At 66.3% G+C, this 15,865-nt stretch carries 16 protein-coding genes and 3 pseudogenes; 6 read left to right on the forward strand and 13 right to left on the reverse strand.

The genetic code is table 11. The features are described 5' to 3' along the window. Positions 1-1,089: a cellulase family glycosylhydrolase gene (locus tag N4S67_RS24040; protein ID WP_260995547.1), complete on the reverse strand. Its 1,089-nt coding sequence runs from the start codon at positions 1,087-1,089 to the stop codon at positions 1-3. A 235-nt stretch (positions 1,090-1,324) separates the two neighbouring features. On the opposite strand from N4S67_RS24040, the gene N4S67_RS24045 reads away from it, so the two are divergent. Both N4S67_RS24045 and N4S67_RS24050 read left to right on the forward strand, forming a co-directional pair. Next, positions 1,325-1,801: a YkgB family protein gene (locus N4S67_RS24045; RefSeq protein WP_260995548.1), complete on the forward strand. Its 477-nt coding sequence runs from the start codon at positions 1,325-1,327 to the stop codon at positions 1,799-1,801. 12 nt (positions 1,802-1,813) lie between these two features. Then, positions 1,814-2,194, forward strand: a complete 381-nt coding sequence (locus tag N4S67_RS24050; RefSeq protein ID WP_260995549.1) for a hypothetical protein — start codon at positions 1,814-1,816, stop codon at positions 2,192-2,194. On the opposite strand, the gene N4S67_RS24055 is transcribed toward N4S67_RS24050, so the two are convergent. Then, positions 2,178-2,753 carry a TetR/AcrR family transcriptional regulator gene (locus N4S67_RS24055; RefSeq protein WP_260995550.1) on the reverse strand — a complete coding sequence of 192 codons (576 nt, stop codon included), beginning with the start codon at positions 2,751-2,753 and terminating at the stop codon, positions 2,178-2,180. The genes N4S67_RS24050 and N4S67_RS24055 overlap by 17 nt on opposite strands. 314 nt (positions 2,754-3,067) lie before the next feature. Between N4S67_RS24055 and N4S67_RS24060 the strand changes: the two genes are divergently transcribed. Then, complete coding sequence (locus N4S67_RS24060; protein ID WP_260995551.1) at positions 3,068-3,409, forward strand: hypothetical protein; 342 nt, start codon at positions 3,068-3,070, stop codon at positions 3,407-3,409. 27 nt (positions 3,410-3,436) lie between these two features. Here N4S67_RS24060 and glgX read toward each other — a convergent pair whose 3' ends face one another. Next, complete coding sequence (gene glgX, locus N4S67_RS24065) at positions 3,437-5,551, reverse strand: glycogen debranching protein GlgX (protein WP_260995809.1); 2,115 nt, start codon at positions 5,549-5,551, stop codon at positions 3,437-3,439. 208 nt (positions 5,552-5,759) lie between these two features. On the opposite strand from glgX, the pseudogene N4S67_RS24070 reads away from it, so the two are divergent. Further along, positions 5,760-6,185 (forward strand): annotated as a pseudogene (locus N4S67_RS24070) (enoyl-CoA hydratase/isomerase family protein); the annotation flags it as partial. Between the two features lie 126 nt (positions 6,186-6,311). Here the strand turns inward: N4S67_RS24070 and N4S67_RS24075 are convergent. The 9 genes and pseudogenes from N4S67_RS24075 to N4S67_RS24115 form a co-directional block, all read right to left on the reverse strand. Then, a complete protein-coding gene (locus N4S67_RS24075) occupies positions 6,312-6,863 on the reverse strand; it encodes an isochorismatase family protein (protein ID WP_260995552.1) in 552 nt (183 codons plus the stop codon). 9 nt (positions 6,864-6,872) lie between these two features. Continuing rightward, positions 6,873-8,168, reverse strand: a complete 1,296-nt coding sequence (locus N4S67_RS24080) for a hypothetical protein (protein ID WP_260995553.1) — start codon at positions 8,166-8,168, stop codon at positions 6,873-6,875. After that, on the reverse strand, positions 8,165-8,584 hold the full coding sequence (locus N4S67_RS24085; protein ID WP_260995554.1) for a hypothetical protein: 420 nt from the start codon (positions 8,582-8,584) through the stop codon (positions 8,165-8,167). The genes N4S67_RS24080 and N4S67_RS24085 overlap by 4 nt, the downstream gene beginning before the upstream one ends. After that, positions 8,581-8,745 (reverse strand): hypothetical protein, encoded by a 165-nt coding sequence (locus N4S67_RS24090; protein WP_260995555.1) that lies wholly within the window; start codon positions 8,743-8,745, stop codon positions 8,581-8,583. Before N4S67_RS24090 ends, N4S67_RS24085 begins: the two co-directional genes overlap by 4 nt. Next, positions 8,745-10,580, reverse strand: coding sequence for a hypothetical protein (locus tag N4S67_RS24095; RefSeq protein ID WP_260995556.1), 1,836 nt, complete (start codon positions 10,578-10,580; stop codon positions 8,745-8,747). Before N4S67_RS24095 ends, N4S67_RS24090 begins: the two co-directional genes overlap by 1 nt. A 118-nt stretch (positions 10,581-10,698) precedes the next feature. Next, the gene (locus N4S67_RS24100) at positions 10,699-11,877 is read right to left on the reverse strand and encodes an alcohol dehydrogenase catalytic domain-containing protein (protein ID WP_260995557.1); all 1,179 of its coding nucleotides are present in this window, start codon (positions 11,875-11,877) and stop codon (positions 10,699-10,701) included. Between the two features lie 65 nt (positions 11,878-11,942). Further along, positions 11,943-12,741: pseudogene (locus tag N4S67_RS24105) on the reverse strand (DUF427 domain-containing protein). 28 nt (positions 12,742-12,769) lie between these two features. Then, positions 12,770-14,152 carry an acyl-CoA dehydrogenase family protein gene (locus N4S67_RS24110; protein WP_260995558.1) on the reverse strand — a complete coding sequence of 461 codons (1,383 nt, stop codon included), beginning with the start codon at positions 14,150-14,152 and terminating at the stop codon, positions 12,770-12,772. Between the two features lie 105 nt (positions 14,153-14,257). Beyond that, the gene (locus N4S67_RS24115; RefSeq protein WP_260995559.1) at positions 14,258-14,557 is read right to left on the reverse strand and encodes a hypothetical protein; all 300 of its coding nucleotides are present in this window, start codon (positions 14,555-14,557) and stop codon (positions 14,258-14,260) included. A 150-nt stretch (positions 14,558-14,707) separates the two neighbouring features. Between N4S67_RS24115 and N4S67_RS24120 the strand changes: the two are divergent. Continuing rightward, positions 14,708-15,263, forward strand: a pseudogene (locus N4S67_RS24120) (hypothetical protein). Positions 15,264-15,305: 42 nt separating this feature from the next. Further along, positions 15,306-15,602: a hypothetical protein gene (locus N4S67_RS24125; RefSeq protein ID WP_390893521.1), complete on the forward strand. Its 297-nt coding sequence runs from the start codon at positions 15,306-15,308 to the stop codon at positions 15,600-15,602. A 24-nt stretch (positions 15,603-15,626) separates the two neighbouring features. On the opposite strand, the gene N4S67_RS24130 is transcribed toward N4S67_RS24125, so the two are convergent. After that, a complete protein-coding gene (locus N4S67_RS24130; RefSeq protein ID WP_260995561.1) occupies positions 15,627-15,842 on the reverse strand; it encodes a hypothetical protein in 216 nt (71 codons plus the stop codon). Positions 15,843-15,865: the final 23 nt, after the last annotated feature.

Below are 15,865 nucleotides of genomic sequence, written 5' to 3' on the forward strand. Positions count from 1 at the left end.
CTAGGCCAGGCCGCGCATCGCGTCCGCGGCGGGCTTGGGCGTGAAGTCCGTGCGGTACACCCCGAAGTTGTCCTGAGCGTTCGGGCTGCCTGTGGCGCGGTCACGGGTGGTGTAGATGAACGCCGGTCCCGCGCCGGGCAGGCTGCGCCAGCTGACGATGAAGTCCCTGATGCGCTCGGCCTGCACGGCTTCGTCGACGTCGCTGGTGGACTCGCCGAACTCGGTGGCCCAGATCTGTTTGCCGCCATCGCCGTTGGCGTTCATGACGCCGCGCAGTTGATCGTAGAGGCCACGAGACGAATTGCTGCCCGCGGTGGAGAACCGCACGTTGGCGTTGGGGTTGAACAGATACGGGTGGTAGCCGAGGGCGTCGAACGATCCGGCCGCGCCCGCGGCGTACATCCGCTCGACGAAGGTCACCGGGTTCAATGTGAGCGAGAAGAAGTTGATTGTGGGCGCCAAGCCGCCCGCAACGACGGTCGCGCCGCCGTCGGCAGCCTTGATGGCCGGATACGCGGCCTTGAGCATGGCGGCGAACCGTTCGGGCTGCGGGCCTTCGGGGCCGGCCCAGAACTGCACCGCGTTCTGCTCGTTCCACAGCTCGTATGCCGCGACACGGCCTGCGAAATGCGAGGCGAAAGCGCCGGCGAACGAGCCGTACAACTCGGGGGTTGCGGGCGGCGCGGTGATCGCAGGACCCCCGCCGGTGGCCCAGCCCGGCGTCGAATTGAGCAGCGCGACGACGGCGATGCCGCGCGCATTCGCGGCGTTGACGATGAGGTCGGCCTGGCCCCAGTCCCACGCGTCAGGCGACGGCTGAATGCCGGCCCACGGGAACATGATGCGGGCGCTGCGCACACCGGTGTCGACCATGAGATCGAACTGCCGGTTGACGTCGCCGGGAGACAGGAACCAGATCCATGAGTCGGCGAAGCCGAGGGAACCCACGGCCGCGGTTTCGATCACACGGTCGTGCCGCGGCTGCGCCTCGAATTGCGACTGCTGCTCCGGTCGCAGAATGTGGGTCAGCGCCGCCGCCAGAAGTACGACCGCCGCCAGCGAGCCGACGATCCTCACAAGTTTCCGCACACATCCCCCAATCTCAGGCCACCAAGTGATGTATCGGAACAGCCGAGCAAAAAGTAACAAAGTATGACGGACGCGCGTACGGCGACCGTCCGTTTGACCTGCACGTTAACGATCGCGTTATTTCGAATCGCAAAGGGTTTTCTTTGCCCAATGCCACGCGACACTGGTCATAGGGGGCTTCGGTGTTCGCCGAAACTGCATGTAACGGTGGTGTGGGATCGCGGCACTACGGGATATGACGACACAACTGTTTGATTCCGCAAGACAAAACAAGATCGACGCGGGCGCCGGCCTGGTCGCCCGGTACGGCCTGGCCATCGTGCTCATCTGGTACGGCGGCCTGAAGTTCATGGACTACGAAGCGCGGGGTATCGCACCGCTGGTGTCCGAGAGCCCGTTGATGAGCTGGGTGTACGAGATTCTCTCTGTCCATGCGTTCGCGGCGCTGCTCGGCCTGTTCGAGATCGCCGCGGCCGTGCTGCTGGTCCTCAAGCCATGGTGGCCAAAACTGTCGATCGGGGGCAGCCTGCTGGCGATCATGCTGTTCCTCGCCACCATCAGCTTCATGTTCACCACACCGGGTGTAATGGACCCATCCGCCGGCGGCTTTCCGGCATTGTCGCTCGAGGGCGGTTTCCTTATGAAAGATATTGCGCTGCTTGGCATATCAATCTGGACGCTGGCGGACGCGATGCGCACCTCGCAACGGTAGGACAATGGCTCCATGGCCAAGTACTCACTAAACGACGCCGCGGTGGTCAAGGCACGTGAGCTGATCGACGCCCGCCAGTACGTGCTCGACAGTGACTGGGGGGACGTGCAGCCTGGCGCCGAGGCGCAGAACGCCTATCTCGAGTCACATTCGTGGCAGGAGTACTCCGGATGGCACCTCGGCCTGACCGAGGGGGCCAACGACGAGACGAAGGCGAGGTACGCGTTCGTGTACGGCGATCTGCGGCGGCTGCACCGCAGCGGTTTGATCGCGTGTGTGTACCGCGCGGCCGAATGGCGGCACAAAGACGTCGAAGTGGCCGCGCATCATCTGCTGCAGTACCTGGACCGCAAGACCGGGCTGGAGCCGACGCGGCCTATCGACGGAGCATGAGGTCGAGGAATCGCTCGCGCATGTCGGCGGGCGCGTGAGTGACCGGCGCGGTGCCATGCAGCAGGCCGAGCCCCGTGGCAAGCAGGACCGACGCCCGCAGTTCGGCTTCCTCCTCGCCGAAACCGAGGTCGGTGAAGGCTTGCCGGACCTCGCCGAATACCCGGCTGTCGCTTTGCTGCACGCTTGCCAGCACCGCGGCGTCGGTCAACGCCCATGCACGCATGGCTCGTTCGAGTGCCCGGTGATCGGGTCGGACGAGGGTGCGCATCATCGCCCTCAGCCGTTTGCGGGGGTCGCTGCCGCGCATGTTCTCGAGGCGCCGCCTGCGCTCGTCGTTGAGGCCGACCCACGCGTCGGCCAGTGCGCAGCGGTAGGCAGCCATGTCGGAGAAATGCCAGTAGAAGCTTCCCTTGGTGACGTCGAGCTGCTCACAGAGGCGGCCGATGCGCAATCCGTCGGGTCCGCCGTCGACCAGGATGGCGAAGCCGGCCCGAATCCAGTCATCGGCCGTCAACCTGCGGGTCTGCGCCCGCGGCGACGTGATGCTCGAACCGGCCACATTTATCGACACTAGCGAAAATTATTGCAGCGAAGAACTGCCGCAGCGCGTGGAAATCGCGGAAGGCGGTCGAAATCCCCGGCAACCGTGGCCGCCTGGTAGGCGCCGCCGCTCATCGGCTCCTACTCCGGCCCGCCCGGCCGGCGGCACTGATGGGACTCGATGCCATGGCGGCCACGGTCGCTACGGCGGAACGTACCATGCGGGCTGGTACGGGCTCTGCAATCCGATCGGCAAGTCTGGTGGCGGACAACGCCAGACGTGACCGCCGACACGGCGTTTAGCCGACCAGGGCGTCGGGCAACCTGCTCGGCATGGCTCCCGACGAGTTCGACAACAACTCCCCGCTGACCCCGGCTGAGCAGCTGGACTCCGACGAGGTGCGCAATGACGACGGCGATGAGGTCGTCGACCCGCCGGAGCGGTGGATTCCCCCGAAGCAGGACGAGACGCTCGACGAACGCCTCAGCGACGAGGTGCCCGACGTGACCGCTGAGGAGATCGACCCGTCCGACGCCGACGACGACCAGTCCGACATCGAAGTGGTCTCCGACGACGAGTTGGATCAACTGGACATGGCCGCAGGCGGTAAGACGCAGGGCCAGGTCAGCGGCACGCCTGAAGATGGCGAGTCATTCTTTGACGTCGTCGAGTGACCCGGACCCGCGAGGAGCGCAACGACCTCAGCTGTCGGCCTTCAGCACCATGACCGCGCGGGCGTCCACCGTCACCGTGACGCCTGCGCCGATCGGTTTCGGCTCGGACTCGTCGGCGGGATCGGCGGCCGTGTAGAGCACCGGCAGCCATGACGGGCCGAATTGCTCTGGCGGAAGCCTGAATTCGATAGGCTCGTGGTGGGCGTTGAAGCACAGCACGAACGAGTCGTCGGTGACCCGCTGGCCGCGCACGTCGAGGTCGGGGATGCCGTTGCCGTTGAGGTACACGGCGATTGACTTGGCGAAGCCGCTTTCCCAGTCCTCGTCGCTCATCTCGGAGCCGTCCGGGGAAAACCACGCGATGTCGGGCATCCCGGCGCCACCGCGATGCCGCACCGGGCGCCCAGAGAAGAATCGCCGCCTGCGGAATACCGGGTGCGAGGCGCGCAACTCCGCGACCGCACACGTGAACTGCTGCAACTCGGTGTCGGCTTGCGACCAGTCGATCCAGGACAACTCGTTGTCCTGGCAGTACACGTTGTTGTTGCCGTTTTGGGTGCGGCCGAGTTCATCGCCGTGTGCGATCATCGGCACGCCCTGTGAAAGTAACAGCGTGGCAATGAAATTGCGTTGTTGACGCGACCGCAGCGCGTTGACCTCCGGGTCGTCCGTCGGTCCCTCGGCGCCACAGTTCCAAGACCTGTTGTGGCTCTCGCCGTCCCGGTTGTCCTCGCCGTTGGCCTCGTTGTGCTTCTCGTTGTAGGACACCAGGTCGCGCAGCGTGAAGCCGTCGTGGGCGATGACGAAGTTGATGGACGCCACGGGACGGCGACCGGTGTGCTCGTAGAGATCCGACGAGCCGGTCAGCCGGGATGCGAACTCGTCGAGCGTGGCTGACTCGCCGCGCCAGTAGTCGCGCACCGTGTCGCGGTACTTGCCGTTCCACTCGGTCCACTGCGGCGGAAAGCCCCCGACTTGGTAGCCGCCGGGGCCGACGTCCCACGGCTCAGCGATCAGTTTGACCTGGCTGACGGTCGGATCCTGTTGCACCAGTTCGAAGAACGCCGCCAGCCGATCGACGTCGTAGAACTCGCGCGCGAGCGTCGAGGCCAGGTCGAATCGGAAACCGTCGACATGCATCTCGGTCACCCAGTACCGCAAAGAGTCCATGATCAGCTGCAGGGAATGCGGATGCCCGACGTTGAGGCTGTTGCCGGTGCCCGTGTAGTCCATGTAGTAGCGCCTGTCGTCGTCCACCAGCCGGTAGTAGGCGCCGTTGTCGATCCCCCGGAAGCACAGCGTCGGGCCCATGTGGTTGCCCTCGGCGGTGTGGTTGTAGACGACGTCGAGGATCACCTCGATGTTGGCCTCGTGCAGCGCGCGCACCATCGCCTTGAACTCCTGCACCTGCCCGCCCGGGTTGGGGTTGGAGCTGTACTTGTAGTCGGGGGCGAAGAACCCGATGGTGTTGTAACCCCAATAGTTCGACAGGCCTTTGTCCACCAACGTCGAATCGTTGGCGAAGTGATGCACCGGCATCAACTCGATCGCGGTGACACCGAGCGACTTCAGGTGGTCGATGATCGCGGGGTGGCCGACCGCGGCATACGTACCGCGGATCTGCTCGGGGATGTCGGGGTGCGTCTGTGTCAGCCCCTTGACGTGCGCCTCGTAGATGATCGAGTCGGCGTACTCGTGGCCGGGCGGGCGGTCGACACCCCAGTCGAAGTAGGGATTGATGACCACCGACTTCGGCATGCTGGCCGCCGAGTCGTCGTCGTTGCGGCTGTCCGGATCGCCGAAGTTGTAGGAGAACAGCGACTGGTTCCAGTCGAAGGTTCCGTCGATGGCCTTCGAGTACGGGTCAAGGAGCAGCTTGTTGGGATTGCAGCGCTGTCCGGTGCCGGGGTCGTAGGTGCCGTGCACGCGGTACCCGTAGCGCTGGCCGGGCTCGATGTTCGGAATGAAACCGTGCCAGACGAAGCCGTCGATCTCGGGCAGCGTCAGGCGCGTCTCCGCCCCGTCGGCGTTGAACAGGCACAACTCGACCTTCTCGGCCGCCTCGGAGAACAGCGCGAAGTTGGTTCCGAAGCCGTCGTAAGTGGCACCGAGCGGATAGGCCTTGCCGGGCCAGAGCTCCATCGGCGCGACCTGCGGATTGCCAGCTTGGGTCAAGTTACACACTCCATTTTCACTGTTGAGATCGTCGGCTAAAGCGACGATACGGGGGTGCCCAATGCGCGAGCATCACAACCACGTCGTCCGCCGATGTGCCGGACCGTGCTGGCCGAATTCGACCGCGGTGTGGCCATCATCACCTTGAATCGGGCACGGCAACGTCCGGGTCATCGTGCTGACGGGCGTTCCTCCTGCGTTTTGCGCCGGTGCCGACCTCGGTGACGGGGAGGGCACGTTCGCACAGCCCGGCCCCGGCTTCAGCGCGGCGGGCATCGAGATACCCGCGTGGACGCTGCCGAAACCGGTCATCGCGGCGGTCAATGGCCACGCCATCGGACTCGGCCTGACGCTGGCGCTGCAGTGCGATATCGGCGATCTTCGCGGCCGACGCGCGCTACGGCGTCGTGCAGGTCCGGCGGGAGTCGTCGGTGACGCGTACTCCCACTGGATCCTGCCGCGTCTGGTCGGTATCGCCAACGCTGCCGAAATACTGCTCACCGGTGCGACTTTCGACGGTTTCCGGGCGGTCGAGCTCGGGCTCGGCAGCCGGGTGCTGCCTGCCGTTGAGGTGCTGCCCGCGGCGTTGGAACTGGCTCACGACATCGCCGAGGACACCGCGCCCATGTCGGTCGCGGCGAGCAAGCGGCTGCTGTGGGAGTCCTTCGACCTCGACCGAGCGACGGGCGCCGCGATGAACGGGTGCCCCGCGGGACCCCACGCTGGGCTAGCTGACCTCGACGCCCGCGGCGCGCAACTGCTCAACAGCCGCGGCGGTCGACTCAGGCGCGACGCCCGCAGTGAGCTTGCGCAGGACCCGCGTCGCGAAGCCGTGCCGCGCGGCGTCGGCGGCGGTAGCTTGCACGCAGTAGTCGGTCGCGATGCCGACGACGTCGACCTCGTCGACACCGCGCCTGTGCAACCACTCGGCCAGCGGGGTGCCTGCGTCGTCGGAGCCCTCGAAGCCGCTGTAGGCGGCCGAGTAGTGCCCCTTGTGGAACGTGGCTTCGACCGCGGAGTGATCGAACTGTGGGTGGAAGTCCGCACCGCTGGTGCCCACAACGCAGTGCCGCGGCCACGACACCCGGAAGTCTGGTTTGTCGGAGAAGTGCTCACCCGGGTCGATGTGAAAGTCCTTGGTGGCCACGATATGTGCATAGTCGGGGTCACCGGCGAGCAGTTCGGAGATGCCGCGGGCCACCTCGGCACCGCCGTCCACAGCAAGCGAACCGCCCTCGCAGAAGTCGTTCTGCACGTCGACGATGATCAGCGCACGCATGTCGTTAAGCTACCCGCCGAACAGCAGGTACAGGCCGGTGAACGTGTAGCCCACCATCACCAGCATCATCGCGAGCTGACCGGTCAGCTGGTGCCCGGCTGGCAGCAGTCGCAGTGCCCGGTCGTGCGCCGCGATCACGCCCGCGACGTGCCCCGCCACCACGAACCCGACCTTGAGGGTGGCGAGCAACGAAGGATGCAGCGACAGAACGTAATTCACATCGACGTCGAGGCTGAACAACAGGATGACCGTCTGCTGGGCCCGCTCGATCAGATACGTCAGATAGTGCGCGAACACGTAACCGATGACGATCGGGATCAGTGAGTGCGCCATCTGGCCGGGCAGTTGTGCGCGCAGCTGCCGATCGACGCCGCCCGTCGCACGGGCCGCGGCCCAGAATGTGCCCGCCACCACGCCCACGAACACCAGCAGGCCGGCCGTGCGGATCAGCGTGGCGATCAGCTCGGAGGTCGCGTTCTCGTCGACGAAGGCCCGGATCCGCGGAAGGGCCGAGAAGCTGTCGAACGCGGTCGACCCCAGCAGCACCGCCAGCACGGTCACGGTGCCCGGTCGAACCGGCAGTGACAACAGGTTGTTGAACGGGTTGCCGACCGCGATCCGCCCGTCGGGGTTGCGACTGAAGGCCGACAGCCGCGACGCGACCACGCTGTACACCTCGAACGGGTCGGCGTTGCGGTTCCAGCGGTCGCCGCAGCACAACGCGCCGACCAAGGTGACGGCCAGGTAAATGGCCAACCAGATGCGAATGGCGTCAAGCGATCCCGGGTCGGGGCTGGCCAGTTCGAGCCAGACGAAGGCGAACAATCCGAGCGCCGCGGGCCGATATCCCCATGACGCCGGATAGCTGCGGCGAAGCGACCGTCCACCCAACAGACGGACAACTGCACGCACCGGCGAGATCGCCCGCCACACCGGGCCGACCAACAGGGAGACCGCAACCAGGCCGACCCACAGCAGGACGTAGAACACACCGGGCAGCGGGTTGTTGCCGTCCTGAGGTCCGAGGACCGCCCGGATCCCAATCCACACGCTCAGCAGCAGCGCCGCGATCGCCACCGCCCACCGGGTGGATGTGGCGTCGACCAGCGTTGTGACCCACGTCGGCAGTGGTCGGCCAGGTTTGGCCGAGTCGAATCGCGGCCGCCGCCAGGCCAGCGCGACGACCGCGAACGTGAACGTCAGTGCCCACGCCGCCCCGATCAGGGCGTAGGTGAACGGGATCGGCAGATCCGTCGAGCCGCCGAGGCCGTGAGCCAGAACGGTGACGGACGTGCCTGCCGTCACTGCACCGCGATGCTGGCGATCGTCTTCTTCAGGTTGTGCAGCTCGACGTCGACCTTGCCAGGCACCTCGACGGTGAACTGGAACGATTGTCCCGGTTTGGGTTTCACCGCGAAGGTGTGCTCAGGGTTGGAATGCACGTGCAGTTCGTCGGCGGCATCGCTGTTGACGCGGATGACGATCGGTTGGTTGACCCCGGCTTGCAGTTGCTCGTTGACCGGCGTGACCTGGCCGCCCTCGATCGTGACGTCGACTGTGAGTCGGTCCGGCGGCGCCTGCTGGTCCGGCATCTCCGACGGGTTGACGGTCGACTCCGACGGACTTGCCGGGGGGGACTCGGACGCGCTGTCCGAACCCCCGCCACAAGCGGCGGTGATAGCCGCGGCCGCCAGGATGATCAGCGTCTTGCGGTTTCTCACATTCCTCCATCTGTGTTCGACGTGCCGTCGCTGCCCGGCTTGCGCCGGTTCTTCACCGCAATGTAAACGACGACACCGGCCACCACGATCGCCGGAGCGAAGGCAGGCACAGCGAGCCAAATCGGATGATCGGCAAGGATGACGACGTCGGTTTGCGGCATCACGCTTGCGCTGAAGGTTGCAGCTCCGCTTCGCTCCCGCTGGGCTCACAGTTGTTGATCCGGCCACCGCCCCAGGTGATCCCGGCGATCATGGCCAGCGTGCAGACCAGCACCACCAGGCAGCCGATGAGCCACAGCGACTGCGGGATGTCCGGGCTGCGCTCGCGCTGCAGGATGGTGATCTCCGAGACGAACGGCCGGGTGAACTGCGCTTCGGCGGGCACCTCTTGCGCGCCGATGCCGGGATCGCCGGCCAGGAAGATCGGAACCGCGGTGAGCGTCTTTCCATCGTGCACCCGCAGCAGGGTCTTCCAGGTACCGGACACCGGCAGCGGCTGCGTTGAGACGTAATGGCCGTCGCCGACCTTCTCGAGGTGGTCGATGAACTGGCCGCGTTCGTTCTCCAGGCCCCCCTGCCAACCCAGCACCGATACCCAGTTGGGGTCGTCGCTGATGACGTCGGGCGGGTTGAACCGCACGTCGGCGGTGACGAACCGCTGGCCGTCGACGGCCGGCGCTTCGGTCAGCGTGACAGACGCGGTCGAGTTCTGCGGCGTGGAGTAGCGCAGACCGTTGGCGGCCGCGCCGCCGATCGCCAGGATCGTCAACACCACCAGGCCGACTCCGATTGCGCGGCGCGGCAAGCGCTGACCGGTGATCACCATTCCCGCCATCGCGCCGCAGGCGCCGACGAGTACGGCGACGGGAATCGACATGGCCAGCGCCTCGGGCCAGATGCTGGTCGGCCACGGGTAGTGGTAGACCGCGTTGATCCACAGCGACTCGAGCCACAGTCCCACCGTCGCGATGCCCAGGCCGGCAACCGCCCCGAACAGTACGGGTCGCTTGAGCAGCGGGGTCAACGCCACCAATTCGACGACGATCGCGGCGCCGAGGTAGAGCGGGAACCAGTTCACCGGCGCGTCGAGCACAGGCGCCACGAGGAACGCCACGATGCCGCGCAGACCGATCGCGATCAGCGCGGCGATCAGGGCGGCGCCCCGGCCGAGGAAGATGCGCGCCATCACCAGCGCTAGGGCGGCCGCGGCGGCGATCAGCATGGGCTGGAAGACCTGCCGGAACTGCGGGACGCCGAAGTCGAACTCGATCTGGTACACCGACGCTCCGATGAGGACACCGGCGAACGCCAGGTACAGAACAAACTTCAGACCGATGCCATCGCGCGGGGCGTCCGGGCCGACCGCGCGCTTGCCCTCGTATTCGAGATACGCCGCGGCCAGCGTCGAGAAACCTGCGCCGCCGATCATCATCAGGTGGGTGGGGCCCCACAGCGTGACGTCCTGGCCGAAGATCCGGTGCCAGACGTCGTCGAGCGGGAACCCGAGCAGCGCGTAGAGGCCGCACCCGGCCATCACGACGCCGCCGACGGGGGCATACCAGTCGTCAGTGATCCGCACCGCGGCCGGCCCCGGCCGGTCGAACGGCAGCACCACCGCGGTGCAACCGGCGACGAAGATCCCGAAGAGGCCGATCAAGATGAAGTAATGGGCCGGATTGGCCAGCGCGCCGTCGTCGCGGCCGTTCCCGATGTGCAGGCTGACGTCCCAGATGAAGCCGAACAGGGCGCAGATGATGGACGCGGTGAACATCGCGACCGGCAGGGCGACCCAGGATGGGCGCTTGAAGCGCCGTCCCGACCAGTCGGCCAGCGAGGTCAGCCAGGTGATCTTGTGCTGGCGGTGCATCCAGCCGATCCAGAGCAGCACCAGCGTCACGACGCCGGCGGCTGCCGTCAGCCCGATGATCTCGTTGAGAGCGGCGCCGCCGCCCTCGTCCTGCGCCAATATTGAAATTTCCGGCGCCGTACCCGTCATGTATCCCACCCACTGAGTCTCGGAGGAAACTTCTTACTCGGCGGTAATGTTGCCAGAACGACCCCAGTCGAAACCAGGGGTACCGGGTATTGACGTCAGGGCAACGAGTCAGACGCGGTCAGGGCTTCAGGACGACCTTCACCATCCCGTCCTCCTTCTTCTGGAAGGTTTCGTACGCGCCGGGCGCCGCATCCAGGGGCAGCCGGTGAGTGGCGAACTGCTCCACCCCGAGGGGATCCTCGTCGGTGAGCAGCGGCATGATGTCGGGCACCCACTTCTTGACGTTGGCCTGGCCCATACGCAGCTGAATCTGCTTGTCGAACAGTGTCTTCATGTCGATCGGATCGGCGACGCCGCCGTACACGCCCGACAGCGAGATCGTCCCGCCGCGGCGTACCAGCGCGATCGCGGAGTTCAGCGCGGCCAACCGGTCCACGCCCGCCTGCTTCATCACCAGGCGCCCCACCGGTGCCGGCAGAAAGCCCGCGGCGGTCTGCATGGTCTCGGCGATCGGCGACCCGTGCGCCTCCATGCCGACCGCGTCGATCACCGCGTCGGCCCCGCGCCCTTCGGTGTGGCTCATCACGACTTCCTCCACGTCGTCCTTGCGGAGGTCGACGACGTCGACGCAGTACGGTTGCGCCCGCGTGAGCCGTTCGTCGACAAGGTCGACGCCGATGACCCGGCAGGACTTGCGGTGTGCGGCGATCCGGCAGGCCATCGCTCCGATCGGGCCGAGGCCGAGGACGACGAGCGTGCCGCCGTCTGGCACGTCGGCGTACTCGACGGCCTGCCACGCGGTGGGCAGCACGTCGGACAGGTAGACGTAGCGCTCGTCGGGGCCTTCGTCGGGCACCTTGATGTGGGTGTACTGCGCCTGGGGCACTCGAAGGTATTCGGCCTGCCCGCCGGCGACTTCGCCGTAGAGCTTGGAGTAGCCGAACAGCGCCGCACCGGTGCCCTGATCGCGGTTCTGCGTTGTCTCGCACTGGCTCTGCAGGCCGTGGCCGCACATGAAGCAGGTGCCGCAGGAGATGTTGAAGGGGATCACCACGCGGTCGCCGACCGACAGGCCGTCGACTTCGCGGCCCACCTCTTCGACCACGCCCATCGCTTCGTGGCCGAGGATGTCACCGGCATTCATGAACGCGCCGAGCACCTCATACAGGTGGAGGTCCGACCCGCAGATGTTGGTACTCGTGACGCGGATGATCGCGTCGTTTGGTTCCTTGATCGCCGGATCGGGAACGGTGTCGACGGACACCTTGCGCCTGCCCTGCCACGTCACTGCTCGCATGGAGATCCTCCTAGAAGTTCATCTCCATACGGCGTGCCCAATGACGCGGTGACGAAACCTAGCGGTCAGCCGCTCCAGGGGGTGACGGGTCGCGCTTGCCGCTCGCCGTCGACGATGACGTCGACGCGTTCGTCGAAGAAGCAGATCCGGTCGCGTACCGGCTCGTGCGTCATGCAGGGGTTCGTGGTACACCCATGCGACGTCACGGGCTCCGTCGGGCAGCGAGACGTATGACGCCCGGCCCTTATAGGCGCAGTAAGTGACGGTGTCGCTGGGATCGAGGGCGACGGTGACGTCCTCGCGCGGCAGGTAATAACGCACCGGCAGCATCGTCTCGAACAGCAGCAGCGGCCGCGACGACTCCGCGAGCACGCGGCCGTCGAGTTCGATGCGCACGTGTCGACTGCTGCGCAGCACGTCGATGCGCTTGAACGGATCGCGGGGGTGGCTGACGATGGCCTCGTCCTCCTCGCGCCACTCGAACGCGTCGAACTCGAGGATCACGTGGCCGGCGAGGTCGGCGTCGTCGGGGGCGAAGGCGGCCGCGGCGGCGGTCTCTTCCCCCGCGATCACGTCGAACGGGGTGCCCGGGCAGGTGTGCGCGCCGAACGGGACGGTCGGGTCGAGGATGGGCCCGGGATCGTCGTCGGTGTACGACTCGGCGCCGACCGGCAGGAGGTGGCCCGAAATCGCGGCCTTCGGCACGGCGTACGTCGGCACGATGCGGCGCGGCTCCCAGACCAGCAGTGCCTCGCAGGTGTCGGCGACCGGTTCGCCGGCCAGGCGCACCCGAATCCGTTTGGCGACGGGCTCATAGCGCAGGGCGTCGAGTCCGCCGAGCAGATCGGTCATCCGGACGCCCATCGCGGACCCCTTTCATCCGGCGACTGAGTCACTTGCGGGGCGGACGCAGCACGTTCATCGCCATTCGCATTATCGGCGAGGGGACGCGATCCTTGGCCGAAAGCGCCGCATCGGCGGCGCGGCCGCGCAGTGGTGTGCCGCGACCGAACATCCGGTTGAGCGGTCCACCGGTGGGCTCGAGGTCGAGATGCAGGGGAGGTTTGCCGTCCGCGGCGCCGAGAGCATTGGAGATGACTATGCGTTGGATCTCGCTGGTGCCCTCGAAGATGGTGTACAGCTTGGCATCTCGATACCACTTCTCGACGGGATGGTCCTTGATGTAACCCCAGCCGCCCATGGTCTGGATGGCACGCTCGGTGGTGCGCACCGCGACCTCGCTGGCGGCCAGTTTGGACATCGATCCCTCGCCGCGTTCGAAGGGCACACCGGTAGCGGCCATCCACGAGGCGCGCCAGGTGAGCAGGCGGGCGGCATCGATGGCGGTGGACAGATCAGCCAGCGGAAAGGCGATGCCCTGGTTGTCGATGATCGGGGCGCCGAAGGCTTCGCGCCGGTTGGCGTACTCGGTGACGTATTCGATTGCCGCGCGGGCGATTCCGATCGCCTGCGCAGCCACCATGGGCCGGGTCTGCTCAAAGGTGCCGATGGTGGCCGAGCCGGAATGCTTGCCGCCTTCGACAGCCTCTCGGGCCTTGGCCAGCTTGTGTTCAAGCTTCTCGTGCCCGCCCAGGAGGTTGTCGCCCGGCACGCGCACGCTGTTGAATTTGAGCTCGGCGGTATGGGATGCGCGGCAGCCGAGTTTGTCGAGTTTGCGCACCATCTCCAGGCCGGGCGTGCCTCCGGGCACGATGAACAATGCCTGTCCGCGGTGCCCGAGATCCTGGTCGACGACGGCGTTGACGACGTGAACATTGGCGATACCGCCGTTGCCGATCCACATCTTGTGGCCTTCGATGATCCAGTCGTCACCGTCGCGGTAGGCGCAGGTGCGCAGATTGCGGACGTCGCTGCCGCCCTGCGGCTCGGAGATAGCGAGCGCGGCAAGTTTGAGATCGCCTGGCGTACCGAAACATTCGGGTGCCCACTGCAACATCTGTTCCGGTGAGGCGGCCTGTCCGATGGCCGAGAGGGCGAGGGCGGGCATCACTACCGCCAGACCGATGCCCGCGCAGCCCCAGAACATTTCCTCCATGAACATGGGCAACGAGAGACCGGTCGGATCCCCGATCAGATCGCGGTAGAACAACGGGCTGTAGAACCCGCGGGTGGCCGCTTCCTCGAGCACCGGCCAGGGAAACTCCTGCCGCTGGTCGTACTCGGCTGCGACGGGCCGCACGACTTCCTCGGCGAACTCGTGCGTGCGACGGGCGAGGTCGTGCTGGGCGACGGTGGGCGTGAGGTCGAAAGTCACGCTGTTTGTATTAGCCGCCTGCCGCAAATGCGAAACACTTGTTCACGGAACAAGCCCCCGGGTGCCAGGGGGGAGGGGCACCACGGGGGCTTGTCGGGGGAGGGTCTATTTCACGTCGACGTAGACCGTCTTGTTGAGCACCTTGGTGCTCAGGTCGTCGCCGGGGCCGCTGTGGTCGGTACGGGTGTAGGTCTGGCCGGAGCGCACTGACACGACGCTGGCCTGATCCAGCGGTGCGTTGCCGATGCGGTTGACGACCACGGTGTAGCCCTGCGACTGCAATTCGCTGATGGTCTGCTCAGCGTTTCCGGGACCGGTCGGCGCGGCCAGTGCCGGCGCGGCCAGCCCGATGACGCCTCCGGCCAGAGCGGTTGCAGCGATGGTGGCGAATCCAAACTTCTTCATGTCCGAGCCTTCTTCTTTCTTGCGCTTGGTTTCTGTGCTGCAGCTGATCTTGTAAACCGAGAGGTCAGCGGTTTAATTCCGGTGGCAGTAATTGATCGACGGTTGGCAGGAAATGTGCTGGGGGAACGGCGAATGGCCCATATTCGACAGATGGAATTGGACCAACTGCGGCACCTTCACCAGCGCGACGGTGTGACGTGCGGTCCGACGGTCGCGGTGGTGGCTGGGGCCGCTGATCGACCCGTCGCGCCGTGCGGCGTTGGTCGCGCCGGACTCCGCTGCCTGGTTCGACGCCGAGCAGGTTCGCGTGCATGTGTCGGTGAATCGGATCTGGCCGCGGCGGTTGGGCACAACGCCGGCGGGGATGGCCAGGGCGTTGAACGAGCACAGTGCGCGCCGCGGCGTGCGTTACCGGTGGCGGTTGTGCCGCTGTCGTCGGGACAGGCTGACCGATGTGCTGCGTGCTGTCGACGAGGTTTGGCCGGTGGCGATGCTGGTGGGACGGTTCATCCCGCGGCATTGGGTGCTGATCGTCGCTGCGAGCGGCACACACTTGTCGTGTTACGAGCCCTCATCGGGATCGGTTCGGCTCGTCGAGGTGGACGACGTGCGGCGGGCCCGGCTGACCGGCCTGGGCTATCCGCGGACGTTCGCCTTCGTGGTGCCCAGGGCGTTGCGAAACTCGACGCGATCGGCGACGCACTAGGCCCAGACACTAAATCGAACATATGATCGAACAGTGGGCGAGATGCAGGCGATCGGCTACAACGGGCAGCCCGTGCAGCCGGCGTTCCGCATGGTCGATCCGCCGATCGAGGTGCTCGTCGATCTCGGCGCCGTCTTCCCGCGCGAGCCGCACCGCGCGGGCGGCTATAACCCCTGCGGACTGCAGATGCACGCAGTGGTCGAGGGCCAACTCAGTTGTTGGGGGATGTGCGAGCAGGGGCACTGGTGGGGTTGGGTCACCTACGAGATCGCCTACGGGCCACGGCGCAGATCCGTCACCCATTGGATCCCCGCATGGACACTCAAACGCAAGGCCTGAGCGGCCACGGCCGAACTCATCGGACTATGCGGGGGTCCGCTGCCCGTGGGCGACGGTGACCAGACGACCCGACATCCGTCGTTGTACGGAGACCAGCCGCTGATCCAGCTTGTCCAAACGCGCGAGCAGCGCGTGGCCCTCGGTGCGCGTCAAGGTCTCCAGTGGGAACGCGGCGACGGTTTTGCATCCGGCCTCGATGGCATCAAGCGCTTCGATGAGCGCTTCTCTATCCGAACTCATGTTCGAAGGCTAGCGCGGCCCAC

The organism is Mycobacterium deserti (genome assembly GCF_025345615.1).
GTDB lineage: Bacteria > Actinomycetota > Actinomycetes > Mycobacteriales > Mycobacteriaceae > Mycobacterium > Mycobacterium deserti.